Origin of the sequence: Actinomadura rudentiformis (assembly GCF_008923185.1) — a bacterium.
GTDB classification, from domain to species: domain Bacteria; phylum Actinomycetota; class Actinomycetes; order Streptosporangiales; family Streptosporangiaceae; genus Spirillospora; species Spirillospora rudentiformis.
Window position 1 is genome coordinate 139,364 of the sequence record NZ_WBMT01000010.1, and the last position, 25,307, is coordinate 164,670.

Sequence of the window (25,307 nt, forward strand, 5' to 3'; positions counted from 1 at the left end):
CAGATCCCATAACCTGCGGCAATGCGGCCCGTAATCCTTACGTAAGGAACAGCGGACTTCCATACCAGCGAATTCCGATCCATGATCAGGATCACGATGCTTGGTCTGGAGGCGAACGTGCGAAGTTATGCTGCCGAGTTCATCGGTACGTTCTTTCTCGTTTTCACCATCGGCTGCACCGTTCTGGCAAAGGCGCCTCTCGCACCCTTGGCCATCGGAGCCGTGTTGATGGTGATGGTCTATGCGGGCGGGCATGTGTCCGGCGCTCATTTCAATCCCGCCGTGACTCTCGCGGTCATGCTGCGCGGCCGGATCGGTCTGCGGGACGCGGCCGTCTACTGGGTCGTCCAGGTCGTGGCGGCGGTGCTCGCGGCGCTCGCGGCGGAATACGTAGTCGACCCTGCCCAGGTGGCGGCCCTGTCACCGTCGGGACGCGACATCATGGTGGTCATACTGGCCGAGGTGCTCTTCACCTTCGCACTCGCGTACGTGGTCCTCAATGTCGCGACGAGCAAGGATCACCCGGACAACAGCTTCTATGGCCTGGCCATCGGATTCACCGTGGCGGCCGGGGCCTTCGCCGTCGGAGGGCTCTCCGGCGGGGTGTTCAACCCGGCGGTGGCGGTGGGCGCCGGGACCATGGGCCTGATCGCCTGGTCGAAGATCTGGATCTGGCTGGTGGTCACCCTGGCCGGGGGCGCCGCCGCCGCAGGAGCCTTCCTCGTCCTCAACCCCGAGGACCGAGGACCGCAGTGAAACGCCTGACCGCCCGCGAGATCGTCGAACGTGCGGGCCTGGACGCCGGCGATCTGGTCGGCAGGCTGACATCGGCGGCCGGGCAGGAATTCGCGACCTTCTATCACTACACGATAATGGAGGCTGCTTGTTCGACCGGCGCGGTGGACCAGCGACTGAGCGGCATTATCGCGGACATGCGGGCCGAGGAACGCAGGCATTTCGAGACACTGGTCGAACGGATTTATGAGCTGGACGGATATATGCCCGCGGACATCCATGTCCTCATGGATCTGGCCGGTCGCCCGGAGGCTCCGAATGTGGACGATGAAAGCGATCTGATCACAGCACTTCTGGACACCGAACGCCGCGCCGTCGACACCTACGCCGATCTTTGCGCCCTCACCGAGGGCAAGGACCACCGCACGTACCGCCTCGTGCTCGCCCTCCATGCCGAGGAGGGCGAGCACGAGGCCTGGGTGAGGGAGTTCCTCGGCGAGGAAGGACGAGCGCGGATCCATCGCGGCTTCCGAGGCCGGTCACCGCATGTCAGCCGTTACCGTTCGCCCGGATCGACCGAATGACCGGTGAAGCGGTGAACGGCGGAATGCGGCACGGCCAGCATGAACGGTCACCCTTGGATCAGAGACGTTCCAGGATGGTGACGTTGGCCTGGCCGCCTCCCTCGCACATGGTCTGCAGGCCGTAGCGACCGCCGGTGCGCTCCAGCTCGTGCAGGAGCGTGGTCATCAGGCGCGCGCCCGTGGCGCCGAGCGGGTGGCCGAGCGCGATCGCGCCGCCGTTGGGGTTGGTCTTGGCCGGGTCGGCCCCGGTCTCCTTGAGCCAGGCGAGCACGACCGAGGCGAACGCCTCGTTGATCTCGATGGTGTCGATGTCGGCCATCGTCATGCCGGTCTTCTTGAACGCGTAGGCCGTGGCCGGGATCGGCGCGGACAACATCCGGATCGGGTCCTCGCCGCGAGCCGAGATGTGGTGGATCCGCGCGCGCGGCGTGAGGCCGTGGTCGCGCACGGCCTGTTCGGAGGCGATGAGGAGGGCGGCTGCGCCGTCGGAGATCTGGGAGGAGAGCGCCGCGGTGAGCCGGCCCCCTTCGACCAGGGTCTTCAGCCCCGCCATCTTCTCGCGCGTGGTGTCGCGGCGCGGCCCCTCGTCGGTGGTGACCCCCTCGTACGGGGCGATCTCGCGTTCGAAACGGCCCTCGTCGATGGCGCGGATCGCGCGCTGGTGCGACTCGTACGCGAACGCCTCCATCTCCTCGCGGGAGATGTCCCAGTCTCGGGCGATCTGCTCGGCGCCCGCGAACTGCGAGACCTCGCTGTCGCCGTAGCGGCGCACCCATCCCTTGGATCCGGCGAACGGCCCCTTGTCGAACCCGAGCGGCTCGGCGGCGGTCATCGCGTACGCGATCGGGATCTGCGACATGTTCTGCACGCCGCCCGCGACCACCAGGTCCGAGGTGCCGGACAGCACCGCCTGGGCGGCGAAGTGCACGGCCTGCTGCGACGAGCCGCACTGGCGGTCGACGGTGACGCCGGGGACCTCCTCGGGCAGCCCGGCCGCCAGCCAGCAGGTCCGGGCGATGTCCCCGGCCTGCGGGCCGACGTTGTCGACGCAGCCGAGGACGACGTCCTCGACCGCGGCAGGATCGACGCCGGTGCGCCCCATCAGGGTGGACAGGACGTGGGCGCCCAGGTCGGCCGGATGCACTCCGGCGAACCCGCCGCCGCGCCGGCCGACCGGCGCGCGGACCGCGTCGACGATGTAGGCCTCGGCCATGACGTGTCTCCTAACAGCGAGGGGGACGGCGAAGGTGACTCAGCCCGCCTGGATCCCTTCCAGGACCATGGCGAGGTACTGCTTGGCGATCTCCTCGGCGGACAGCCGCCCGCCGGCGTGGTACCAGGTCGCCGCGACCCACACGGTGTCGCGGATGAACCGGTAGACCAGGGACCGGTCGAGGTCGGGCCGGAACTCGCCCTCCTCGATGCCCCGGTCGAGCAGCGCCAACCACATCTCCTCGAACCGCCGGCGCGATTCGAGGAGGTAGTGGAAGCGTTCGCTGGTGGCCAGATGCTTGGACTCGTTCTGGTAGATGACGACGGCGGGCCGGTGCCGGTCGATCGAGCGGAACGACTCGACGACGAGGGCCTCCAGCGTCTCGCGGGCGCCGAGCCCGGCGGTGAGGACGCGGTCGTAGGCGGCCCACATCTCGTCGAGGAACGTCGACAGGATCTCGTCGGCCATCGACTCCTTGGAGTCGAAGTGGTAGTAGAGGCTGCCGCCGAGGATCCCGGCGGCGTCGGCCACCTTCCGGACCGTGGTGGCGCTGTACCCCTGCTCGGCGAACACCTCGGCGGCGGTGGCGAGCAACTCGGCCCGCCGTTCCGCCCGCGCCGCGGCGGTGCCCTCGGCGTCGCGCCGTCGTGGACTCATTTCCTAGGCTCTCTGAGAGGAGACGGAGACGACCTCGCCCGTCATGTAGGACGAGTAGTCGCTGGCCAGGAAGACGATAACGTTGGCCACCTCCCAGGGCTCGGCGTAGCGGCCGAAGGCCTCGCGGCGCGTCAGCTCCTCCAGCAGCTTCTCCGAGGTGACCTTGACCAGGTGCGGATGCATGGCGAGGGACGGCGACACCGCGTTGATCCGCACACCGAGATCGGCGGCCTCCAGCGCGGCGCAGCGGGTGAGCGCCATGACCCCGGCCTTGGCGGCGGCGTAGTGCGACTGGCCCTTCTGCGCCCGCCACCCGATCACCGACGCGTTGTTGACGATGACGCCGGAGCCCTGGTCGCGCATGCGGCGGAGGGCGGCGCGAGTGCAGCGCATGGTGCCGTTGAGAGTGATGTCGAGGACGCGGTGCCACTGGTCGTCCTGCATGTCGACCAGGTCGGCGGTGCCGCCGAGACCGGCGTTGTTGACCGCCACGTCGATGCGGCCGAAGCGCTCGACGGCGAGCTCGTAGAGCGCCTGGACCTGCTCCTCCGACGTGACGTCACAGGGCAGCGCGGCGACCCTGTCGGTGCCGAACTCCTTCTCCAGCTCGGCGAGCGACTGCCCGAGCCGCCGTTCGTGCGCGTCGGAGATCAGGACGCGGGCGCCCTCCTCCAGGCAGCGCCGCGCGGTCGCCCCTCCGATGCCGGCGCCTGCGGCGGCCGTGATGACGACGACGCGGTCCTTGAGGAGGTCGTGCCCGGGGACGTAGGGGGGCGGTGTCATGGGCGTGCCTCCATGATCTTGGACTCGCGCGGCAGGCCGAGGACGCGCTCGGCGATGATGTTGCGCTGGATCTCGTTCGACCCGGCGTAGATGGTGTCGGAACGCGAGAAGAGGAAGAGCCGCTGCCAGTCGTTCAGGTCGTACGGCTCGCCGTCGGCGACCAGGCCGGAGGCGCCGAGGACGTCCATGGCCAGCTCGCCGAGATCGCGGTGCCAGGTGGCCCAGACCAGCTTGGAGATCGACGATTCGGGGCCGGGCGCGCCGGACGCGATGCCCGCCATCGTGCGCATCGCGTTCAGGCGCATGATCTCCAGGCCCATCCAGGCGCGGGTGAGCCGGTCGCGCAGCAGCGGGTCGTCGATCGCACCGGTGCGCCGGGCCAGCTCGATGACGCCCTCCAGTTCGCGGCGGAAGCCGACCTGCTGGCCGAGCGTGGCGACGCCGCGCTCGAAGCCGAGCGTGGCCATCGCGATCTTCCAGCCGTCGCCGGGCGCGCCCACGATGTTGCCCGCGTCGGTACGGGCGTTGTCGAAGAACACCTCGTTGAACTCTGAGGTGCCGGTGAGCTGCACGATGGGCCGGATGTCGACGCCGGTCTGCTTCATCGGAACCAGCAGATAGGACAGGCCGTTGTGGCGCACGGAGCCCGGCTCGGTACGGCACACGACGAAGCACCAGTCGGACTCCATCGCCAGCGACGTCCATACCTTCTGGCCGTTGATCCGCCAGCCGGCGTCCTCCAGGATCGCCCGGGTCTGCACGTTGGCCAGGTCGGAGCCCGCGTTGGGCTCGGAGTAGCCCTGGCACCAGAGTTCCTCGACCGCGACGATCGGCGGGAGGAACCGTGCGCGCTGCTCGTCGGTGCCGAACGCGATGATCGTCGGCCCGAGGAGGTTCTCGCCGATGTGGCCGACGCGCGCGGGGGCGTCGGCGAGGGCGTACTCCTCGTTGAAGATGACCTGCTGCTCGACGGTCGCCCCGCGCCCGCCGTACTCCTCGGGCCAGCCCACGCACGTCCAGCCGGCCGCGGCCATGTGCCGCTCCCAGGCGAGCCGTTCCGCGAACGCCTCGTGCTCGCGCCCGGGCCCGCCCAGCCCGCGGGCGTGCGCGAACTCGCCCGACAGGTGATGCTCCAGCCAGTCGCGGACCTCGGCCCGGAAAGCCCGGTCCGCAGGGGTCTCGTTCTGGTTCACGACCGGAACTCTACCAAACGGTTGTTAGAAAGAATCAGGCGCCTCCGGGCCTGCCCCGGGATCAGCGGACGCGCAGCGCGAAGAGCGTCGTGTCGTCGGCGAAGCGGTCGTGCCCCATGCCCTTCAGGATGTCGTCCAGCATCTGGTGCAGCTCGCCGTCATGGCTCGCGGCGATCCCGGCCAGCATGTCGATCTGGTCGTCCAGGTCGGTGCCGCGCCGTTCGACCAGGCCGTCGGTGTAGAGCACGACCAGGTCGCCGCTGTGAAGCCGGACGGTGCTCGTCCGGTACTCCATGCCGGGGAACGCGCCGAGCAGCGGATCGGGCTCGCCACCGGCCTCCAGGAGGCTGGTCCGGCCGTCCCGGACCAGGATCGGCGGCGGATGGCCCGCGCCCGCCCAGCACAGCTCGCGGGTCTCGGGATCGAAGTGCCCGATCACGGCCGTTCCCGTGGTGGCCGGGCCCACGTCGTGCACCAGGTCGTTGAGCCAGCTGAGAAGCCGTCCCGCGTCCTCGCCCGTGTAGGCGAGGCCGAGCAGCCCGTTGCGCATCCGCGCCATGTCGGCGGTGGCCGCCAGGCCGTGGCCGCTGGCGTCCCCGACGGCGAACATCGAACGGCCGCCAGGCAGCACGCGCGTCACGTACCAGTCACCGCCGATGCGCGCGGTGTTCTCGGCGGGGATGCTCCGGACGGCGGCGCTCACTCCCGGCGCGCCCGCGAGCACCCGGTCGGGCGGCAGCACCGCGCGGCGCAGAGTCAGCGCCACCTGCCGCTCGCGGGCCGTCTCGCCCTGCAGCCGGAGCAGGTCACGGCGGGTCTCGGCGAGGACGCCCTCGATGGAACGGCGGCTGGTGACGTCCTGCGTGAGCGCGCTGATGTTCGTCAGCAAGCCCGAGCGGTCCAGGGTCGGCTCGGCGTAGAGCCACAGGTGCCGGTTCGCGCCGTCCGGCGTGCGGATCCGGAACTCGACCTGGACAGGCTCGCGCCGGTTGAACAGGACGTGCACGGCCTGCTCGAAGAGGGGCAGGTCCGCAGGCTCGACGATCTTCGGCAGCTCGTCCAGCACGATGGGGCCCTCGTCCTCGGCGCGCCCGTAGTTGGCGAGCATCTGCGGCGACCAGTCGTGTTCGTCGGTGGCCAGGTTCCACTCGGCGAAGCCGATCTTGGCGAGCCGTTCCGAGCGGTCCAGGCGGCGGCGGAGCCGTTCCTCCTCGTCGTGGAAGCGCCAGGTCAGGCACACGCCCGTCGGCACACGGACGCAGCGGATGCTCAGCTGGACGGTGCGCGAGGTGCCGTGGTGCACGGTGGTGTAGTCGAACGGCCCGCGCGCGAACGGCCGTCCCGTCTCCAGGACCTCGACGTAGGCGGGGAAGAGCCCGTTCAGCCGCGAGCCCGGATCGGTGCGCAGCAGCCGGCGGCCGATCAGGTCCTCCGGGCTCCGGCCGAAGACGTCCTCGGCCACGGCGCCGAACGCCGCGTGCAGGAAGTCGACCACATGCCCGTCGACGGCCCGGATCGGGACCAGGAGGCAGGCCGAGCCGAGGGCCGCGTCGAGCACCGCCTGCGCGACCGGATCCTCGGGCGTGCTCGCCAGCAGCCGGGCGTCGGACGCCGCGTCCGCCTCGGCGTGGCTGGTAGATGGTTCGTCCATCGCGCCCGGTTCGCCGCCGCCCGATTCGCCGCCGTCCGGTCCACCCGCTGCCGGTCCGCCGCCTGCCGGTCCACCCCCTGCCGCTCCGCCGCCTGCCGCCTGCTCGACCGTCCGGTACGCCTGGCGCGCGGCCTCCACCGATCTGCGCATCAGCTCGGCGTCCGGCGGCAGATCCGGCACGTCCGCGCCCGCCGGGCTGTGGGCGACGAGCAGCGTCGCCGCGTCCTCGAGCTCCATGCCGAGGTCCCTGGCGAGCCAGATCAGATGTTGCAGGGCCTCGGCCTCATGGCAGCCCAGCCGGTCGGCCAGCACGACCCGGGCCTCGGCCACCACCGCCCTGCCCCGCATGGCCGCCCGGAGCTCTCTCAGGTCGGGCATCTTCATCCCGATGGATCCCATCCTCAGGCACGCTCCAGCAAAGTCCGCATCCCCGAAATATAGGACCGTTCCGCGGCGGCCTCGTCCGAGCGCACCCAAAGGGCTGAACTATCGAGCAAGTCATGGCATCGCCCGATTAAAGGTCAGGTCACGCATCACCCTCCGGAGTCAAAGAGAGCGGCTTGGATTCCACTCCCACGGCCGTTCCGGGCAATGCGGCCGGAAATTCGCCGTCGAACCGGCCCCTTGTTCCGGCTTGCACTGGAAGAGCGGATGTGTCTCGGTGGAGCAGGCAGAACAGCCGTTCCCACCGATCGAGCACCGCGTCCGGGCGGAGGCGCAGGACCGAGACGCGGGCCTGGGCGCCCATCGTGCGGCGCAGCGCGGGATCCTCCATCAGCGTGCCGAGCGCCGCCGCGAAGGCCGCCGTGTCCCCCGGGCCCACCAGCGTGCCCTCCAGGCCGTCGGTGATCAGCTCGCGGACGCCCGGGGCGCAGTCGAAGGCGACCGTGGGCAGGCCGTACGCCATGGCCTCCAGCACCGACATCGGGAACCCCTCGTCCCGGGACGGCAGCGCGAAGATCGATGACCCGGTGAGCGCCGCCTCGACGTCGCAGGTCACGCCCCTGAACTCGACCGAGCCGGCTATCCCTGCGTTCTCGGCCTGTTCCCGCAGTTCGGCCTCCTGCCCGCCGCTCCCGTACAGGTGCAGGCGCCATCCGGGATGCCGGGGCGCGACCTCCTGCCACGCCTCCAGCATCATGTCCAGGCCCTTCTCGTAGGAGAGCCGTCCGACGCAGGTCACGACGGGCTCGTCGAGCGTGGGGAACCGGCTGGGCGACACGTGCAGCGGGTTCGGCATGTGGTCGGCGTTGGTCATGCCGTCCCTGGCCCAGGCGTCGGCGTCCTCGGGAGTGAGGGTGAGCATCCGGTCGACGCCGGCGTAGTGTTCCTTGACCCGCGCGTACCGGGACGAGCGCCGGGTCGCCGCGTACGACTCGTGGCTCATTCCGATGACCTTCAGATCTCGGGTGTCGGCGCGCGCGACCCATTCCATCGCCCAGATCTGAGCGGAGATCACCACGGCCCCCGGGCGGGCGGCGGCGAACAGTTCCGAAAGCCGGTCGGCTCCTCTCCGCATTTCCCTGGTGCGCCATAGGTCGCGCGTGTATGCGGCGACGTTGAGACGTTGAGACGGCCTCCGCGGGCGCCATTTCAGGACGGGCGGGCGCCATTCGTCGTAAAGGACGATCACGCGGTACGAGTCGTCCCGGCCGTGGTCGTGCGGCTCCGGCGCATGGGTGATGCCGACGAGGGTGACGGAGTGCCCCCGGGCCGACAGCAGGCGCGCCAGATGGTGCGCCCACCGCTGGAGTCCGCCCATCGCGTCGGTGTTGTTGCAGACGATGATCACGTCACGCGGCTCGGCCACGCGGGCTCCCTTCCCCGGCTCCACTGGCTTTCTTGCCATCCCTGGCCCTCTTGCCATCCCTGGTTCCCTTGGATTCCCTGGCTCCCTTGGCTTCCCGGAAGAATCGGTCCACCACGGCGCGGGCGGCTGTGCCCCGTTCGTACTCGCCGAACCGTTCGGCGAAGGCCTGGCGGCGGCCCGCCCCCGGGTCGCCCCCGGCGGCGAGCGCGGACAGTTCGGCGACCAGTTCGTCCTCGGTCCGCGTGATCGGGCCGGGCGCGTGCCGGGCGAGGTCGAAGTAGCCGCGCCTGAACGCGACGTCCTCGGGAAGGTGGAAGACCATCGGCCGGTCGAGCAGCGCGTAGTCGAACATGATCGAGGACTGGTCGGTGACGAGCGCGTCCGCGAGCAGCAACAGCAGGGTCACGTCGGGGACGTTGCCCACGTCCCGCATCGAGCTCTGGGCGGCCGGCGGCAGCCGCACGGTGCTGAGGTAGTGGGGGCGGACGAGCAGCAGCAGATCGTCCCCCAGTTCATGGATGAACCGGTCCGGATCGACGGGCGGGTCGAGGTGGCGGGCCGGGCGGCCGTCCGGGCCCGACCGGGAGGTGGGCGCGTACAGCACCACCCGGCGCCCGTCGTCGTTCAGGCCGAGCCGTTCGCGCAGCGCGGCGAGCTCGCCGGCGAGCTCTCGATCGCCCTGTCCCCTGGTGACCAGCGGGTCGTTGCGCGGGTACCCGGCGGGCAGCAGTTCCGAACTGACGCCCAGGCCCTTGACCAGCGTCCGGACGTCGTGTTGTGACCGCACCAGAAAACAGTCGAAGCGCTCCACCATGCGCTGGAGACGTGCCCGTTGGGCGCGCGTTCCGCTTTTCATGCTCGGCTGGTCGAATCCCATCGTCTTGAGGGCCGATCCGTGCCAGGTCTGGATGTAGGTGGTCTCCGGCCGCTTCCTGATGCCGTCGGGGAAACCCTGGTTGTCGACCCAGTACTCGGCCCTGGCCAGTGCGAGGTAGTAGCCCCACGATTCCCGCTTGACGAGTGTCGCGTCGGAGGGGAAGCCACGGGTGGACGCCTCGTAGGACCACACCGCGTGCACGGGGATGCGGGATCGGCGCAGCTCGCGGTAGATGTACTTGGGGTTGTCGGAGTACTGCTTGCCGAGGTGGCTCTCGAAGACCACGCTGCCGGCCCGCACCGGCAACCTGCTGAGCACGCTGTTGAAGACGGCGACCTTGGTCTTGCGGGCGGTGAGCGTACGCCGGAGGGATCGTTCGAGCCGGCGGACTCGCCTCCAGGCGCTGCGGCCCGGCGCGGTGGCGGCCGCCCAGTGCACCGCCGCCATCGTGGCCTGCGTCAGCCTGCTTCCACCCTGGAGTCTGAACGCCAGGTGGCCCGCGTGCGTGACGTAAGAGCGCATGCCGTCGGCGGCGAGCCGGGTGAGGCGAGGCCGTACCGGCAGGACGACCCCGTCGAACGGCTCTCCCTCGCCGGTGCCCTCCCCCGGCAGGGTCACGATCTCCTCACCGTCGACGTCGAGACGCAGGCGCACGTCCCAGATGGGATCGGCGAACCCGTAGGGACGAATCTGCCGTACCGGATCGAAGTCGGCCCACCAGCGGAGCCGGGCCCCCTCATGGGTGACGGTGGCGGGGATTCGGCGCACCCGCGTCGGGCGGCGGCGATCGTTCAGTTCGAGGGTGGCGCCGAGCTCGGCCCGCGCGGAGACGCGACCCAGCACGTTCAGCACATGGCCTTCGAGATGCGCATGGGGGCCCCACATGGCCAGGCCCGTGACCGTGTTGGCGGGTGTCAGCTCGCGGAGCGGCCGCTGGTGAAGGCCAAGGCCGGTCACGTCGAGGACACGACGGGCCAGGGCACTGTCGGCACGTTGGGCGCCCCAGAAGATGCGGCCGTTCTGCTCCCGCAGCTCGGTGCGCAGCTCCAGCCGCTTGCCCCGCCCGTACTCGGCCGCGACGAGCGCGCCGGTCAGGTCACGTTCGCGCAGCAGGAACGCGGCGATCGCCGGGACCGGATGGGCGTCCGCGAAGACCCGCGGATCCAGCTCCGCCAGGTAGGCGGCCGCGAGCTCCAGGAAACTCGCCCGGTAGACGGGGTCGCGGACGCGCAGGTCGCGCAGGTAGAGGAGCAGATCGTGGTTGACGAACTTGGCGTCCTTGGCCCGCTGCAGCTCGTACGCGCCGCGCAGCCGGAACAGCGCGTCGATCCGGCGGTGGATCTCCAGGCGGTCGGCGAAGTTGGCCAGCTCGGCGCGGCGGTTGGAGATCGACGGCGCCGTCACCGCGCTCGGCTCGACGAACCAGTTGTAGACGCGGTGCGGGATGAGGGCGGTCCTGTCGGCGGCCAGGTAGGCCTCGGCGGAGAACAGGAGATCCTCGTAGTGCAGGCATTCGACGAAGCGCAGCCCGTGGTCTTCGAGGAAGCCGCGGCGGTAGGCCTTGTTGGTCGACAGCGTGTCGTAGAGAAGGTCGGGCTTGTCGCGCAGGGACCCGAAGACCGCGCGGCGGGCGTAGAGCCAGGGGTACCACCTGCGTTCCTTGTACGAGGCGTTCTCCAGCACGATCCGCGTGCAGAGGCCGGACACCAGATCTGCCCCGGTCTCCTCGGCGGTGGCGACCAGATTGAGGCAGGCGTGCCGGTCGAGAAGGTCGTCGCTGTCCAGGAACATCACGTACCGGCCGCGCGCGTGCTCGACCCCCACGTTGCGCGGGCGTCCGCAGCCACCTGAGTTGGACGGCAGGCGGATGGCGCGCACCCGCCCCGGGTGCTCGGCCGCCAGCCGGTCGGCCACCTCGCCGGTCCCGTCGGTACTGGCGTCGTCGACGACCACCGCCTCGACCGCGCCGAGCGATTGGCCCAGGACGGAGCCGACGGCGCGCGGCAGCCGCAGTACATCGTTGAAGCCGATCACAACGACCGTCACATCCGGCTGCCCCGGCATCGAACGCTCCCTCCACTCCGTCCCGCCCGTCCCGTCCCGTTCGCCGTCTTCCTTTCCAGAAATGCGGATCATGGGTCTAAGGAGGGGCAAAGCGTCCGAATGATTCGTATTACCCGAGCGACGCCGAACCTCACTTAGAACGCGACCTGACTTGGAACGCGGACCTGACTGAGAACGGGGAGCAGGCAGAAACACCCGAAGGCGCCCGGCAGTAGCCGGGCGCCTTAGAAGCGGGGGTGGGGGTCGGGGAACCTTGGGGGCCGGGGCAGGAGCTCGAGGTGCGGGGGCAGGGCCTTGAGGTCCCGCGGCAGGATCTTGGGGTCAGGCCTTCTTGTAGTCGGCGTAGTCGGGGTAGCCGTAACCCACGACGGACGACTTCGGCCGGACCTTGCTGACCACGGAGTTGCTGATGTTGCCCTCGACGGTGGAAATGGTGCCGTTGCCGTTGTCCTTGACGACCATGCCGACGTGGTCGATGCCGTCGATGCCGCCGGACGAGGCGTTCTGCCAGTCGAAGAAGACAAGGGCGCCCGGCTTGGCCTGCTGGCCCCAGCGCTTGGCCTTCTGAAGCCACCTGGCGTGCTGGACGGTGTAGGCGTCCCAGCCCATGCCCTTGACGCCGGTCTGCGCGCCGATCCAGGACACGAACATGTTGCACCAGGCCGCACCGTTGTATTCGGCGATGTTGCCGCCGTCACGCCGGGCGGTGAGCTTGGCCTCGTTGGTCTTGACGTACCAGTCGTGGAACTTGGTCTGGCCGTTGGGGCCTTCCGTGAGGCCGACCTGCTTCATGGCCAGGCTGATCGCCTGGGCCGAGCTCGCGGCGGCGGTGGCCTTCTCGGCCTTGCGAGCCGCCACGGCCTTCTTGGCCTTCACGGCCTTCTTGGCCTTCGCGCCCTTCCCTGCGACCTTGTGGGCCTGCACCGATCCGGCGACCCGGGCTTCGGCGCGGGCCTCGGTGGTGGCGGCGTTGAAGGGACTGAAGACGGAGAGCCCGAGGGCACCGGCCAGGACGGCGCTGAGGGCGACGCCCACGGCGGAGGTGGGCTCGTCGGACACCGGCTTCACGATTTTGCGGTCAAGCATGAAAAGAGAACTCCCTTACTCCCATGACGCCTACCGGGTTAGCTGACGGATTCGGGCATGGAAGAGCCCTACGGCGCACACGAAGGAGCGCCGATTCACCCCTGGAAATGGGTCCCCGGCTCCGCATCCGGTGGAGGGAGGATGCGGACTCGGCCTGGGCCACCGCGAGCACGGCGCCCGGCTATTCGGATTGATCTCGGAACGAGGCGCGGAACACACGGCCGCGCGTCATGGCCAGGTAAAATAGGCCAAGTTTCGACGGTCAAGGCCCTGCTGGGCTCGAGACCGGAGGCACAACGCATGGGGTGCGTCGCGAGATTGGGATAGAAGGTACCAAACCCTCACGAGATGGCAAACCATCACCAAAGATTCCCCTTGATGGGGTCACAGGATCCCAACGTAAGCATGCTCCGGGCCATTCCCACGCCATCGAAGTCGGGGTCAAGATTGTTTGTCAGGAGAGCGTCCGCGGCGGCCCGGAAGTACGCGAAGGCGGGCCCGCAAGGCGCCTGGGCCGAGGCGTTCACGGGATGCGGCGGCGCGCCGCACGAAGGGCGATCCCGGGAGGGGCGATGGGGCAAGCAAAGTGAGATACGTCACCAATCCGCGACCAAGATCTCTTTACCTGCGGCGTCCACAAGATCGGAAACACTGGCCCGAACGTCCGGCGCGGGCCATGACACAGCGCTCAGTCGCCCTGCCAGACGCGGCTCCAGGTGCGACGCGGGCTTGCCGTCCCGACCGGCTCAGGTGATGGTGCCCACGATGACCAAGTCTGGTCTTCCTAACAGGAATATGCGCGTTCGACCAGATCATCCGGTTGAGCGCACCACCGAGGTTCTGTGTCATGGCAGGCTAAAGCCATGATTCGAGGATGCGGACGGTGAAGCGCACCGTCACGCGGCTGGCGGACGGCCGCGAACTGATCTACTTCGACCGGCGGGACGACGCCGACCGGAGCGCCATGGACGAGCGGCCGCTGCCGGGACGCGCCACGGCGTCGGAGTTGCGGTACGACCCGCTGCTCGACGAATGGGTCGCCATCGCCGCGCACCGCCAGACCCGGACCTTCCTGCCCTCCACGGACGACTGCCCCCTCTGCCCCTCCACACCGGGACGGCCGACCGAGATCCCGGCCTCGGAGTACGAGGTCGTGGTCTTCGAAAACCGATTCCCCGCGTACGGCGACGGCGCCTCCGGTGGGCGTTGCGAGGTGGTGTGCTTCACCTCCGACCACGGCAGATCGTTCGCCGAACTGTCCCCCGAGCAGGTGCAGACCGTCATCGAGGCCTGGGCGGACCGTACCGCCGAGTTGTCCGCGTACCCCGGCGTCGAGCAGGTCTTCTGCTTCGAGAACCGCGGCGAGGCGATCGGCGTCACCCTGCACCACCCGCATGGGCAGATCTACGGCTACCCGTTCGTCCCCCCACGCACGCGGCGCATGCTGGACGTCGCGCGCCGCCATCCCGGTGACCTCTTCGCGGAGGTGCTGTCGGCCGAACGCGAGGAGGGCGTACGCGTCGTCGTGGCCAACGACCTGTGGACGGCGTTCGTGCCGAAGGCCGCCCGCTGGCCGTACGAGGTGCACGTCTATCCGCATCGCCGCGTACCCGACCTGCCCGCCCTGGACGGCGCCGAGCGCGAGGCCTTCGGCGCGCTCTACCTCGACCTGCTGGGGCGCCTCGACCGGCTCTTCGGCATGCCGCTCCCGTACGTGTCGGCGTGGCACCAGGCCCCCGTCCGTACGGACCGCGATCTGGCGTGGCTGCACCTGGAGCTCTTCTCGATCCAGCGCGCTCCGGGGAAGCTCAAATATCTGGCGGGCTCGGAGTCGGCCATGGGCGCGTTCGTGAACGACGTAAGCCCGGAAGACGCCGCCCGCAGGCTCAGGGAGGCCTGACCCCACCAGGCCACTTCCCGAGATTGGACCGCGACACGGCACAAGCACGTTCTCTAGCGTTCATTGGGCTCCCTCCCGACCCCAGGAGACCGTCATGGACGCCCGCCTAGCGGATGACCTAGCCCGAATGCCCGAACTGCTCGAGAACGTGCGGGCACGCGCCGCCGACCTCCTCGCCGGGCTCGCCGAACGCTCCGTCGCGGTCCCGCCCGTTCCCGCCAAGCCGCTTCCCCTCCCGCCGTCCGGAGTCGGCCTGGACAATGCCATGGCCGATTTCGCCGACCGCTGGGAGCCCGGGTTCTCCGGGAGCGCGGGCCCCCGCTACCTCGGTTTCGTCACCGGCGGCGCGACCCCGGCCTCCGTCGCCGGCGACTGGCTGACCAGCGTGCTCGACCAGAACGCCGCCCCCGGCCTGGACTCGTCCGCGCCCGACCTCGAACGGGAGACGATCACCTGGCTCCGCGAGCTGCTGGGAATCGGCGAGGAGCACACGGGCGCGTTCGTCTCAGGCGCGACGATGTCCAACACCGTCGGTCTGGCCCTCGCACGCGAATGGCTGGGTGAACAACAAGGCATCTCAATCGCCGACGCGGGCGTCGGCGCCCTGGCCGACGTGACTGTTCTCTCTGGCACGCCGCACTCCAGCATCTACAAGGCCCTATCCATGCTGGGCATCGGCCGCGACCGCCTCCGCACGATCCCGACCCTCCCCGGCCGCGAGGCCGTCGACATCGACGCCCTCGACTCCGCCCTGGCCGCCCTGCCGGGACCCGCCATCGTCGTGGCGAACGCGGGCACGGTGAACACCGTCGATTTCGACGACCTCGAAGCCATCGCCGCCCTCCGCGAGCGCCACCCGTTCTGGCTCCACGTGGACGCCGCGTTCGGCGCGTTCGCCGCCCTCTCCCCCGCCCACTCGCACCTCGTCGCCGGCCTCACCCTCGCCGACTCGATCTGCGTCGACCTGCACAAGTGGCTGAACGTCCCGTACGACTCGGCGATCCAGCTCACCAACCGCCAGGACCTCCAGGTCCGCGTCTTCCAGAACTCAGCCGCTTACCTGGGCCTGCCGGCCGCCACCCCGGACTTCGTCCACCTGACCCCGGAGAACTCCAGGCGGCTGCGGGCCCTCCCCGCCTGGTTCACGCTCCGCGCGTACGGCCGCGAGGGTCACCGCTCGATCGTCGAGCGCAACATCGCCCAAGCTCAGCGCCTGGGAGATGCCATATCGGTCTCTCCCCGCTGGCGCCTGCTGGCTCCCGTACGCCTGAACGTGGTCTGCTTCACTCTCGCGAACAACCCCACCAAACCAGCCATCGACAAAGTCACCCAAGACCTGACCGCCGCCGGCACGACGTTCCTGACACCCACCGTCTACGCAGGAACCCCCGCCCTCCGCGCCGCGTTCAGCAACTGGCGCACCACCGACGCCGACGTGGAACGAATCGCAAAGGAGATCAATGCAGGAGATCGTCACCTATCTGGAAATGACCAGCCCTGACGACATCAACCCGGCGGACCCCGTCCCCACCGTGACCCTGGCTCCTGCGGATCCCGAGATCCACCGCGCCCTCAACATCAGGATCGGCGAAAGGTACGGCTGGGAGAGCGTCACCTTCACCGAAGCCCAGTGGGCGGATTACCTGGCCGACCCAAGCACCCAAACCTGGCTGATCAGATCCGGCGAGGAGAACGCCGGCCTGGCCCGCTATGCCATCGCCGCACCCGAAGTAGAGATAAGCACGTTCGGCCTGGTCCCCGAGTTCGTAGGCCGCGGCATCGGCGCCCACGCCCTCACCCTGACCCTCCAGAAGGCCTGGGACCTCTCCCCCACCAGCCGCCGCGTGTGGCTGCACACCTCCACGCTCGACCACCCGAACGCGCTGCCCAACTTACCAGAAGCGAGGCCTGCGCCCCTTCCGCACAGAGGTCCGTCAGCGCGAAGACGCCCGATAGAGATCCCGAGTCAGCCGCGTGACCCGCTCGCTGGCGGCCTTGAACGAACTCCCCACAGGCTGCAGCGTCAGCACCACGAAAATCCGCCGGCCCACGATCCCCGTCGTGTGAAGCACCGGCCGCCCGAGCCCGAGATCAGGCCCCGCCACCGGCTTGAACGTCCCTTCCCTGCACCGCACAGCCGGAACGTCCCCGAACCCCGACCACCCCTGCTTGATCGCCCAGGGCTTGGGCACCGCCCGCGGAATCCCGAAGAACTGGTCGAACCCATCGGTCCCGCACTGCGTGGCGCGTCCCAGCTCCCTGACCACGAACTCCCGGTGCCCCTTGGGCGCCTTCTCCAGCAGGTACCGGTAGGTCTTGAGCACATCCCCGGCACTCAAGGCCGTATACCCCCAGAACCCGGGCTTGCCCGCCGGAGGCCCCACGGTCTCCGTCAACCCCGCCTTCCGCGCCATCCGCTGGATGATCTGCCCCTGACCACCCCGCCGCCAGAAGTATGTGGCCGCCTTGTCATCGCTGGACCGGAGCATCTTCCCCATCAGGGCCAGATCCCCACCCCGCCCCAGCTGATCGAGCGCAATCAGGATCTTCACCACGGAAGCCGACCGCACCGTCTGCCGAACCCGATGCTGAAGCAGAACCTTCCGGCTCCTCCGATCGAACACGACATACCCAGCCCGAACCCCCGCAGGCACCTTCACAGAGACAGCCCGCCTAGGAGAAGGAGCCACCGAAGGCGTACCACTGCTGGCCGTCGCCTGAGTACTGGCCGTCGGCTGAGGAGGCTTCTCACCCGCGCACCCACAAATCCCGGCCACCCCGACCGCGACCGCCATCATCAACGACTTCACCCGGCATGCCTACCAGACGATCCATCCCGCCGTATCTCGGTACGCACGAGTGCGCAGACTGCGCTAGAGTAATCACGCCCGCTCAGCCGGGCACCGGGACGTAGCGCAGTTTGGCAGCGCACTTGACTGGGGGTCAAGGGGTCGTGGGTTCAAATCCCGCCGTCCCGACAGAACGCCGAGGCCTGATGATCACGGACTTTTCCGAGGTCACCAGGCCTTTTGCGTATCCGACCACAGCGGCTGACCGTCACTCGACGAGCCGCAGCCGGGGACCATCCGGGGACCGCCGCACGCTGAGGTGAAGGCTCAGCGCCTCCCCCGCCGCCCTGATCGACTTGGCATCCGGGCGCAGATACCGCTGCGTCGTCGCAACCGACCCATGTCCAGCGATCTTCCGCAAGACATGAACCCGGAACCCCGTCATCAGCCATCCAGGTCAACCCGGCCGACTCTGGTTGACCATCTGGTCGTCTGGCTCTGCTCCCGGCCGACCAGGCTGCCGACCAGGCCACCGGCCAAGCTCCCAGCCAGCCACGCTCGCTGTTCTCGGAACGGTGATCTTGCTGTCGTGCTAGCGGACACCCAGAACTGCAGCTGGGCGAACTGGTGGATGCTGGCTGACGAACCGGGACAGTGCTAGGGATTCCAAGGTCGGCCCTCGCGGTTGCCGGTCCCCACGGGCGATCTCTTTTGCAGGTCTTGCAAGCAGGCCACAAGAACGAGTTGGTAGCCGCAATGCGATCTCTATCGTCGGCCGACCGGCCGACCGGCCGATCGGCGCCATCGAGCACGGCTCATACACCTTCTGCAAGATCATCAGCGGGGCGGCGTCCGCGAACATCGTGCGGGAATGGCCGGACACGGTGGCGTTCTTGCCACTCAACCCCGTCACCGAGAGGCACGTCCTGGTGGTCCCCCGCGTCCACGTCGACGACGTCACCAAGGACCCCGCGGTCTCCGCGACGACGATGACGGCCGCGGCCGAGCTGGCCCGCGGGATGTTCCCGTGCAACGTGATCACCTCGACGGGCAGCGAGGCCACTCAGACCCGTCGTCCACCTGCACATCCACATCGTCCCCCGGCGTGCCGGCGATGGCTTAGCCTTTCCGTGGACTCAGCAGGCCAGGTGGACTCACAGGCCCGCTGAGGGCGGTAGGTGATGGCATCTCTGCGCACATGAGCACAGTCAGCGTCATTGATGAAGGGCTGTGGTGGAGATCGTCTTCGGCAATCAAGAGAGCAAGTTCGGCAAGACCACCTCGACGATCAGCCTGGTGGCCTCGTTCGGGCTGCGTGGAGCCGGTCCGCTCATCGTCGATGTGGATGCCGCGTTCCATGCCGAGGTTCCGCAGCAGGTCGACCTGCCGCCAAGCCTCCACCGGCGTCTGGCCATGCTGGATATCGACAGCGAGGGCTGCGACAGCTGAGCTCGCTGGTGCGGCCCTGGTAGGTCTTGCGTGCGCGGCGTGCGAGCGGTGCGCTGTGGACATGCTGGTTTGGACCACGGCCGCCGTCGTAATGACCCTCACAGCCGTTCAGGGCAGACGTGCTCGGGCTGTGTCTCCACTTCAGGCCATCGTCGCACCCCCGGCCCGGATTCCGACTACTGGCGCTGGCCGGCCGTCCACGCGGAACGGGCCCCTCCACCAGCGGCCACAGACGATCGGCTTGCGGGGGCACAGTCACGCGCCACCGCTACCCGACCACACAGATCGGCCCGATTGACGAGCCGCTCGCCACACCCCAACCTTCGAACACGCGTTCGCATCACTGGTGAGCGAACGCAGACGTCGTGACGCATTGCAGGCGCCTTCCCGGCACATGAGCAGCAGATGGGGACACGGGCCAAGCGCCGAAGAACGCGACCAACCGTTCACCGCGACGATCTGCTGCGGTGGAGGGACCTGGAAGCGTCACTGTCGTGGAGCAGCCGCAGCGACCGGCGCACCGTCCCGCCTCCCGGTGCCGACCAGGCAACGCAGGAGCAGGCTCCAGACCACCAGCCCCCCGGCCCTGGCGTGCCGTCTGCCGCCGCTGTTCCCTACGCCGAGTTGCACGCGCACTCGTACTTCTCGTTCATCTTCGAGTCCGGCGGAGCTGGTCCAGGAGGCGGTGCGGCTGGGCCTGACCGCGGTGGCGTTGACTGATCACGATGGGATGTATGGGCGGTGCGGTTTGCCGAGGCCGCTCGGGACACGCCGGTGGCGACGGTGTTCGGCGCTGAGCTGTCGGTCGGCGCCACCGCGCCGCGCGCCGGGTCGCCTGATCCTGACGGCGAGCATCTGCTGGCGCGCGGCGCTGCGGGATATGGCCGCCTGGCGGCAGCGCTCGGCGACGCCCACCTGGCCGGCGGCGCCAAAGGGCGCCCGCACTATTACCTGGACGATCTTGCGCCCAGGGCAATGGTGCGTTGGTGATGCTCACTGGCTGCCGCAAGGGCGCGGTCCGGCGTGCCCTGGCCACCGGCGGCACGCCGGCCGCCGAACGGGCGCTGCGTAGCCTGCAGGAGCGGTTCGGTCCCGCCAAGGTGTAAACCACCACCAACAGCCGTCAATCAGGAGAAAACTCCCACTCAGTGCGACGAGGGGTTCAGCGACGGGCGATCGGCTCTTGCAGTTCGGTCACCGCGTGGTCGCCGCAGTGGGGGCAGGACAGTGTGACCTCACGAGCAGGGCCCATCGAGGTGTAGCCGTTGGCGTCGATCCAGCGGGCAAGCGCCTGGACGCTGGGAATGACCTGCTCGGCCGGCCCCTTGTGCACCAGCGTTGCGGCCTGCACCTCCGGCAGGTCCACCACCGCGAAGTCGTGCGAGGGGTCGGGGTCGGTGTCGACGGGGATGGAGGCATGCACCGTCACCGACCCCTGCGGGTTCTCGTAGTACGCCACGGCCGCGCCGCTCGGCCGCAGCTCGGCGGCCTGCATCCGGCCCCACAGGTCTTCGTAGAGCGAGGTGATCACCGGGACCACCAGATCCGGTTCGAAACTGTCCACAACGGCCGTCAGCTCTGCCACACGCATCGCCGGAACCTGTTTGATCACCACGTCCTCGGGCGGCATCTGCCCCTCACTCTCGATCGATCGGAGCCTGGCCTCGACCTGCGCCAGCCGCTGGGCGTCGGCTGCCATGGCCGACTCCAGCTCCGCCCGGCGCAGCCGCAGCATTCCGCGCAGCTCAACCGCGTCCAGGTCCTCGTCGAGCAGAGCGCGTACCTGCTGCAGGGTGAAGCCGAGACCTTTGAGGGCGATGACGCGGTTGAGCCGGGCCAGTTGGTCGGCTTCGTAGAAGCGGTAGCCGGTGTGCTGGTCGACGTGGGCAGGGCGCAACAGCCCCACGGTGTCGTAGTGGCGCAGCATGCGCACCGACACGCCACCGTATTTGGCGAAAGCTCCGATGTTGAACATGATGCTGTCCACCTCACCGGCTGACACGGTGTGAGAGTCAAGCCCTCTTCCTGCACGCGGCCATCCCTTCAAACCGACAACCGGGCCTGGCCCACCAACATCAGGAGGGCCCGACCATGGCCTTGCGGTGGATCGGGCATCAGCGATGGCGGCACGGTAGGCGGCCACCAGGTCCGGTCGTCACCGTCCAGGTCCAGGCGCAGGCGGTGCAGGTCAGGTAGTTGTTCCACCACAGCCGGGCGATCGCGGCGTTGCGGTCCGAGGTTGGTTCAGCGGGGCACATAGGCCCGGGGTGGTATGCCTTTCCAGCGTTTGAACGCGTTGGTGAAGGCCGGCGTGGCGGCATAGCCGAGGCGGCGGCCGATCTCTTCGACACTCAACGCTTTGGTGGCCAGCAGTTCCTCGGCCAGGTGTTCGCGGACTTCATCGGCCAGCGCGCGGTAGGACGTGCCTTCGGCGGTCAGGCGCCGGCGCAAGGAGCGGGAGCTCATGTGCAGCTCGGCGGCCACTGTCTCAATGTCGGGCATGGCCCCGGGCCGGGCCGCCAGGCGATCGCGCACTTTGCCGGCGATGCCGGCCCGGGCCCGCCGGTCTGCCAGTAGCCGCAGGCACTGGGCTTCGGTGACCGCTGCGGTGTGGGCATCGGCCTGCGGCAAGGCACGGTCGAGCAGCTCGGCGGGGACCATGGCGGCGTTGGCGGCGGCGCCGAAGGTCGGCCGCACGCCGAACGCCTTCTCATACGGTGCGGTCGCAGCGGGCGCCGGGTGGCGGAAGTGCACGCCGATGACGGCGCTCGGGTCCGACAAGAGCTGGCGGGCCAGGTGGACGGTCGAGGCCAGTTCGCGTTCCGCCAGGAAGCAGCGGACATCGGAGGGCAGGTGTGAGTCGTCGAGCACCAGTTGTATCCCGTTGCCCTGCTCGATGGCGGACAACCGGGTGAAGGCGAAGGTCAGGTTCACATACCGCAGGCCGACGGCGACCGCGGTGCGCAGGGTAGGGCTGCTGGACAGGGCGAAGCCCCAGATGCCGTGGGTGGTCAGGTGATACCGCATCCCGGCCTCGATGCCCAACGGCACGTCCTCGCCGAGGGCGGTGAGCAGGTTGCGGATGATCTGTAGCTCCTGGTGGGCGGTCACGGTGGTCTGGGGGTCACCGAGTGCGTCCGGGGCCAGGCGGGTCCCACGCAAGCTGACTTCCTGCGGCACTCCGTGTTCCATGCCCAGTCCGGTCAGCACCAGGGCGCTGGCCGGGGGGCGAGGCAGATCCCAATCGGTCATCGAAGCCTCCCGTGAGCCTGTCCGGAAATAGTAAATCCTTGGCCACGGAGCGGCTCCCGGGGACTGCCAACGGCCTTTAGCGTCGAGGTAATGCCACCCCGCTCCCCAGCCAGGTGCGGCTGTGGCCTCCGATGACTGGTCCTGGCAGTAGCCGACGGCCTCGTGGATCCAAAGGAATACAGCAATGAAGGAACACCGGATCTCCGGCAGCGGCGGGGTCATGCTCTACGCCCGCGAATGGGGCGAGCCGGATGCACCCACCGTGGTGCTGGTCCACGGCTACCCCGACACCTGCGAGGTCTGGAACCCGCTGCTGCCGTACCTGACCGACCGCTACCACGTGGTGGCCTACGACGTGCGGGGCGCCGGCCGCTCGGAGCCGGGGTGGTCCTACGGCGGCTACGAACTCGACCGGCTGGTCGGCGACCTCAAGGCCTTGCTGGACATCACCGCTCCCGGCAAGAAGGTGCATCTGGTCGGCCACGACTGGGGAGCCATCCAGGGCTGGGAGGCCGTCACCGGCACCCGCATCGCCCGCCGATTCGCTTCCTACACCGCCTTCGGCGCTCCCTGCCTGGATCATGCCTCCCGGTGGATCCGCAACAGCCTGAGCCGCCCCGGCCCGCGCCGGCTGGCCACCCTGGCCGACCAGGCGACCCGCTCCTGGTACATCTACACCTTCCACCTGCCCGGCATCGCCCCGCCGCTGGCGTGGCTGTCCGGGGCCGGACGGGCCTGGTTCGACCTGATGCGCCGCCGCGAGGGGATCCGCCCCAGCTCCGAGTACGCCGGCCCGAATGCTGAAGACGCCAAGCGCGGCATGTGGATGTACCGGGCCAACTTCACCCACAAGCTGCTGCATCCCGGCGAGGGGCGCACCGAGGTCCCGGTGCAGATGGTCATCGGCGGCCATGACATGTGCGTGGCCCCGGGGCTGTACGAGGAGACCGCCTCCCGGGTGCCCAACCTGTGGCGGCGGGACCTGCCCGAGGCCGGGCACTGGATCCAGCTGACCCACCCCGAGCGGCTGGCCGCCTGGATCACCGAGCTGGTCGAGGTCACCGAGGACCGCGCCCAGCGCGAGCAGGCCCGGGCACCGGCGAAGAAGCCGCGGCGCGGCACGTTCCACCCGCTGCGCGTCGCGGAGATCGAGCGGCTGACCGCCGACAGTGTGGCGGTCACCTTCGCCGTGCCCGAGGAGCTGCGTGAGGCCTACCGGTTCACCCAGGGCCAGCACGTCACCGTCCAGGCCGACCTGGGAGGCGAGGGCGTGCGCCGCAACTACTCGATCTGCGCACCGATGAGCTCCGGTCGCCTGCGCATCGGTATCAAGCTCCTGCCGGGCGGAACGTTCTCCACCTACGCGATGGAGCAACTGCAGGTCGGGGACGTACTGGAGATCATGACGCCCACCGGGCGGTTCTTCACCGAGCTGGATCCGGCCAACGCCAAACACTACGTGGGCATCGCCGGCGGCTCGGGCATCACCCCGATCCTGTCCATCCTGGCCACGGTGCTCGAGGAGGAGGAAAAGAGCCGGTGCACGCTGCTGTACGGCAACCGGACCTGGGATTCGATCATGTTCCGGGACGAGCTGGCCGCGCTCCAGCGCCGCCACCCTGACCGGCTGCGTATCCGGCACTTCCTCAGCGACGAGCCGGCCGACAGCCCGATCCTCGCCGATGGTGAAGCGGTCGACGGTGACGTGGGCGCCGGGCAGCTGACCCCCGAGTGCCTGACCGGCCTGTTCGAGGAGTTCGTGCCGCCGAAGGACGCGGACGAGTGGTTCCTGTGCGGGCCGCAGCCGATGGCCCTGGCCGCCCGCGACACCCTGCTGGCCCACGGGGCCGATTCCAAGCACGTGCACCTGGAGCTGTTCGTCGCCGGGTCCACCCGCCAGCCCGGGGTGGAAGAACCCGCCGCTCCCGCAGGGGTGACGCCCAGCGAGGTCACCGTGATCATCGACGAGGAGGAGACCTCGTTCCCGCTGGTGCCCGGCACCGAGACGATCCTGGACGCGGCGATGCGCATCCGCGGCGACATGCCCTATTCCTGCCTGGCCGCAGCATGCGCCACCTGCCGAGCCAAGGTCTGCACCGGCAGCGTCGAGATGGCGGCCAACTACGCCCTGGACGACGACGAGATCGCCGAAGGCTACGTGCTGACCTGCCAAGCGCGGCCGACCAGTCCCACCGTCGTCGTGAACTACGACCTGTGACATTCCCGCATCGAACGCTGACCCCCCGGGAGACACCCCCATGAACCCGTCCACCCCGGTCCCCACCTCGCCGGCTGAGGACCACGCCGTGGTCCCCACCGTGCGCCGGGTGAGCTTCGACTGGTCGAACACCCCGCTGCACTGGGTCAAGGCCGACGATCCGTTTCCCGGCCACCTGATCAACGTGTTCCACATGCTGCTGCCCCCGCTGGAGCGCTGGTTCATCCACGACTACCGGCAGATCCTGCCCCGGATCACCGACGAGCTGCTACGCGAACAGGTCCGGGCCTTCATGGGCCAAGAAGGCGTGCATGCCGTGGCCCACACCACCGCCTTGGACCACCTCCGGGCCCAGGAGGTGGACTGCACCGCCTACCTGCAGCGCGTCGAGCACGTCTTCAGCCAGATCCTCAGCGACGACACCGCTCCGCGGGCCTTGCGCAACCGGTGGCTGGAGGCCCGGATCGCCGCCATCGCAGGTCTCGAGCACTTCACCGCCGTGCTGGGCCAGTGGCTCCTGGACGCCAAGGAGTTGGATGCGGTCGGGGCCGATCCGGTCATGCTGGACCTGCTGCGCTGGCACGGCGCCGAAGAAGTCGAACACCGGGCGGTGGCCTTCGACACGTACCAGCACATCTCCGGCAACTACCCGCTTCGTCAGACCGTCATGATGACGCTGGTCTTCCCGAGTCTCATAAAGCTGCTGATCGACGGCGCGGCGTTCTTGATGCTGGCCGATCCCACCGTGGACGAGCCGACCAAGCGCCGCTACCGCGGCAGGCTGCGCGACGTGCAGGTGCTGCGCGAGTGGCGCCGGGCCGCCACGCAAGGACTGCTGCCGCGTCCGAAGTTGCTCTTCGGAGCTATCCCGGAGTTCCTCAACCCCAAGTACCACCCGATCGAGCACGGCTCAACCGCCCAGGCCCAGGCGTATCTGGCGCGCTCACCGGCGGCCCAGGCCGTCCACGGCCCACCGGCCGAGCCCACCCCCTGACCGGCCTGCGCCGTCGCCGCGTCCTCACCACGCCTGCACATCCCAGGAGAAA

Annotated in this window: 20 protein-coding genes, 1 tRNA gene, 1 pseudogene and 1 riboswitch; of the genes and pseudogenes, 11 read left to right on the top strand and 11 right to left on the bottom strand. The window is 69.2% G+C overall.

Features of this window, described 5'->3' with window-relative positions; all coding sequences use genetic code 11:
• The first annotated feature begins 81 nt into the window (after positions 1-81).
• Both F8566_RS21960 and F8566_RS21965 read left to right on the top strand, forming a co-directional pair.
• Entirely contained in the window at positions 82-756 is a 675-nt protein-coding gene (locus F8566_RS21960; RefSeq protein ID WP_225993401.1) for an aquaporin, read from the top strand.
• The gene (locus tag F8566_RS21965) at positions 753-1,319 is read left to right on the top strand and encodes a ferritin-like domain-containing protein (protein WP_151562751.1); all 567 of its coding nucleotides are present in this window, start codon (positions 753-755) and stop codon (positions 1,317-1,319) included. The genes F8566_RS21960 and F8566_RS21965 overlap by 4 nt, the downstream gene beginning before the upstream one ends.
• A gap of 58 nt (positions 1,320-1,377) precedes the next feature.
• Here the strand turns inward: F8566_RS21965 and F8566_RS21970 are convergent, their stop codons facing one another.
• From F8566_RS21970 to F8566_RS51445, 8 genes are all read right to left on the bottom strand, one after another.
• Complete coding sequence (locus F8566_RS21970; protein WP_151562753.1) at positions 1,378-2,532, bottom strand: acetyl-CoA C-acetyltransferase; 1,155 nt, start codon at positions 2,530-2,532, stop codon at positions 1,378-1,380.
• A gap of 39 nt (positions 2,533-2,571) precedes the next feature.
• Positions 2,572-3,189, bottom strand: coding sequence for a TetR/AcrR family transcriptional regulator (locus tag F8566_RS21975; RefSeq protein ID WP_151562755.1), 618 nt, complete (start codon positions 3,187-3,189; stop codon positions 2,572-2,574).
• Positions 3,190-3,192: 3 nt separating this feature from the next.
• Positions 3,193-3,972, bottom strand: coding sequence for an SDR family oxidoreductase (locus F8566_RS21980; protein ID WP_151562757.1), 780 nt, complete (start codon positions 3,970-3,972; stop codon positions 3,193-3,195).
• A complete protein-coding gene (locus F8566_RS21985; RefSeq protein WP_151562759.1) occupies positions 3,969-5,165 on the bottom strand; it encodes an acyl-CoA dehydrogenase family protein in 1,197 nt (398 codons plus the stop codon). The genes F8566_RS21980 and F8566_RS21985 overlap by 4 nt, the downstream gene beginning before the upstream one ends.
• Before the next feature lie 61 nt (positions 5,166-5,226).
• A complete protein-coding gene (locus tag F8566_RS52310) occupies positions 5,227-7,215 on the bottom strand; it encodes a SpoIIE family protein phosphatase (RefSeq protein WP_151562761.1) in 1,989 nt (662 codons plus the stop codon).
• 127 nt (positions 7,216-7,342) lie between these two features.
• Entirely contained in the window at positions 7,343-8,626 is a 1,284-nt protein-coding gene (locus tag F8566_RS21995; RefSeq protein ID WP_225993402.1) for a glycosyltransferase, read from the bottom strand.
• Complete coding sequence (locus tag F8566_RS22000) at positions 8,610-11,567, bottom strand: bifunctional glycosyltransferase/CDP-glycerol:glycerophosphate glycerophosphotransferase (RefSeq protein ID WP_151562765.1); 2,958 nt, start codon at positions 11,565-11,567, stop codon at positions 8,610-8,612. Before F8566_RS22000 ends, F8566_RS21995 begins: the two co-directional genes overlap by 17 nt.
• 321 nt (positions 11,568-11,888) lie before the next feature.
• Complete coding sequence (locus tag F8566_RS51445; RefSeq protein ID WP_225993403.1) at positions 11,889-12,653, bottom strand: CHAP domain-containing protein; 765 nt, start codon at positions 12,651-12,653, stop codon at positions 11,889-11,891.
• A 13-nt stretch (positions 12,654-12,666) separates the two neighbouring features.
• Positions 12,667-12,818, bottom strand: a riboswitch (cyclic di-AMP (ydaO/yuaA leader).
• A gap of 718 nt (positions 12,819-13,536) precedes the next feature.
• Here F8566_RS51445 and galT point away from each other — a divergent pair.
• The 3 genes and pseudogenes from galT to F8566_RS53015 all read left to right on the top strand — a co-directional run.
• Positions 13,537-14,553, top strand: a complete 1,017-nt coding sequence (gene galT, locus F8566_RS22010) for a galactose-1-phosphate uridylyltransferase (protein WP_151563119.1) — start codon at positions 13,537-13,539, stop codon at positions 14,551-14,553.
• Between the two features lie 94 nt (positions 14,554-14,647).
• Positions 14,648-16,054 carry a pyridoxal phosphate-dependent decarboxylase family protein gene (locus F8566_RS22015; RefSeq protein ID WP_151562767.1) on the top strand — a complete coding sequence of 469 codons (1,407 nt, stop codon included), beginning with the start codon at positions 14,648-14,650 and terminating at the stop codon, positions 16,052-16,054.
• Positions 16,041-16,415 (top strand): annotated as a pseudogene (locus tag F8566_RS53015) (GNAT family N-acetyltransferase); the annotation flags it as partial. The gene F8566_RS22015 and the pseudogene F8566_RS53015, both read left to right, overlap by 14 nt.
• A 72-nt stretch (positions 16,416-16,487) precedes the next feature.
• Here the strand turns inward: F8566_RS53015 and F8566_RS22025 are convergent.
• Positions 16,488-17,105 (bottom strand): hypothetical protein, encoded by a 618-nt coding sequence (locus F8566_RS22025; protein WP_225993404.1) that lies wholly within the window; start codon positions 17,103-17,105, stop codon positions 16,488-16,490.
• A gap of 352 nt (positions 17,106-17,457) precedes the next feature.
• Between F8566_RS22025 and F8566_RS22030 the strand changes: the two genes are divergently transcribed.
• From F8566_RS22030 to F8566_RS52660, 4 genes are all read left to right on the top strand, one after another.
• A tRNA-Pro gene (locus F8566_RS22030) sits at positions 17,458-17,531 on the top strand.
• 695 nt (positions 17,532-18,226) lie between these two features.
• Complete coding sequence (locus F8566_RS22040) at positions 18,227-18,511, top strand: HIT family protein (protein ID WP_264159375.1); 285 nt, start codon at positions 18,227-18,229, stop codon at positions 18,509-18,511.
• A gap of 64 nt (positions 18,512-18,575) precedes the next feature.
• Positions 18,576-18,791, top strand: coding sequence for a P-loop NTPase family protein (locus F8566_RS22045; RefSeq protein WP_151562769.1), 216 nt, complete (start codon positions 18,576-18,578; stop codon positions 18,789-18,791).
• 741 nt (positions 18,792-19,532) lie between these two features.
• Positions 19,533-19,781, top strand: coding sequence for a hypothetical protein (locus tag F8566_RS52660; protein ID WP_151562771.1), 249 nt, complete (start codon positions 19,533-19,535; stop codon positions 19,779-19,781).
• A gap of 172 nt (positions 19,782-19,953) precedes the next feature.
• On the opposite strand, the gene F8566_RS22055 is transcribed toward F8566_RS52660, so the two are convergent.
• On the bottom strand, positions 19,954-20,766 hold the full coding sequence (locus F8566_RS22055; RefSeq protein ID WP_151562773.1) for a MerR family transcriptional regulator: 813 nt from the start codon (positions 20,764-20,766) through the stop codon (positions 19,954-19,956).
• Positions 20,767-21,035: 269 nt separating this feature from the next.
• Positions 21,036-22,043, bottom strand: a complete 1,008-nt coding sequence (locus F8566_RS22060; protein ID WP_151562775.1) for an AraC family transcriptional regulator — start codon at positions 22,041-22,043, stop codon at positions 21,036-21,038.
• 184 nt (positions 22,044-22,227) lie between these two features.
• Here F8566_RS22060 and F8566_RS22065 point away from each other — a divergent pair, with 184 nt between their 5' ends.
• Both F8566_RS22065 and F8566_RS22070 read left to right on the top strand, forming a co-directional pair.
• Positions 22,228-24,261: an alpha/beta fold hydrolase gene (locus F8566_RS22065; RefSeq protein ID WP_151562777.1), complete on the top strand. Its 2,034-nt coding sequence runs from the start codon at positions 22,228-22,230 to the stop codon at positions 24,259-24,261.
• 40 nt (positions 24,262-24,301) lie between these two features.
• Positions 24,302-25,255, top strand: a complete 954-nt coding sequence (locus F8566_RS22070) for a metal-dependent hydrolase (protein ID WP_151562779.1) — start codon at positions 24,302-24,304, stop codon at positions 25,253-25,255.
• Positions 25,256-25,307 lie beyond the last annotated feature (52 nt).

What these genes read in the sequence shown, in the direction of transcription:
- F8566_RS21960 (WP_225993401.1), top strand. Translation starts at nt 82, where the DNA reads ATGATCAGGATCACGATGCTTGGTCTGGAGGCGAACGTGCGAAGTTAT.
- F8566_RS21970 (WP_151562753.1), bottom strand. Translation starts at nt 2,532, where the DNA reads ATGGCCGAGGCCTACATCGTCGACGCGGTCCGCGCGCCGGTCGGCCGG.
- F8566_RS21975 (WP_151562755.1), bottom strand. Translation starts at nt 3,189, where the DNA reads ATGAGTCCACGACGGCGCGACGCCGAGGGCACCGCCGCGGCGCGGGCG.
- F8566_RS21980 (WP_151562757.1), bottom strand. Translation starts at nt 3,972, where the DNA reads ATGACACCGCCCCCCTACGTCCCCGGGCACGACCTCCTCAAGGACCGC.
- F8566_RS52310 (WP_151562761.1), bottom strand. Translation starts at nt 7,215, where the DNA reads ATGGGATCCATCGGGATGAAGATGCCCGACCTGAGAGAGCTCCGGGCG.
- F8566_RS22000 (WP_151562765.1), bottom strand. Translation starts at nt 11,567, where the DNA reads ATGCCGGGGCAGCCGGATGTGACGGTCGTTGTGATCGGCTTCAACGAT.
- F8566_RS51445 (WP_225993403.1), bottom strand. Translation starts at nt 12,653, where the DNA reads ATGCTTGACCGCAAAATCGTGAAGCCGGTGTCCGACGAGCCCACCTCC.
- F8566_RS22015 (WP_151562767.1), top strand. Translation starts at nt 14,648, where the DNA reads ATGGACGCCCGCCTAGCGGATGACCTAGCCCGAATGCCCGAACTGCTC.
- F8566_RS22055 (WP_151562773.1), bottom strand. Translation starts at nt 20,766, where the DNA reads ATGTTCAACATCGGAGCTTTCGCCAAATACGGTGGCGTGTCGGTGCGC.
- F8566_RS22060 (WP_151562775.1), bottom strand. Translation starts at nt 22,043, where the DNA reads ATGACCGATTGGGATCTGCCTCGCCCCCCGGCCAGCGCCCTGGTGCTG.
- F8566_RS22065 (WP_151562777.1), top strand. Translation starts at nt 22,228, where the DNA reads ATGAAGGAACACCGGATCTCCGGCAGCGGCGGGGTCATGCTCTACGCC.
- F8566_RS22070 (WP_151562779.1), top strand. Translation starts at nt 24,302, where the DNA reads ATGAACCCGTCCACCCCGGTCCCCACCTCGCCGGCTGAGGACCACGCC.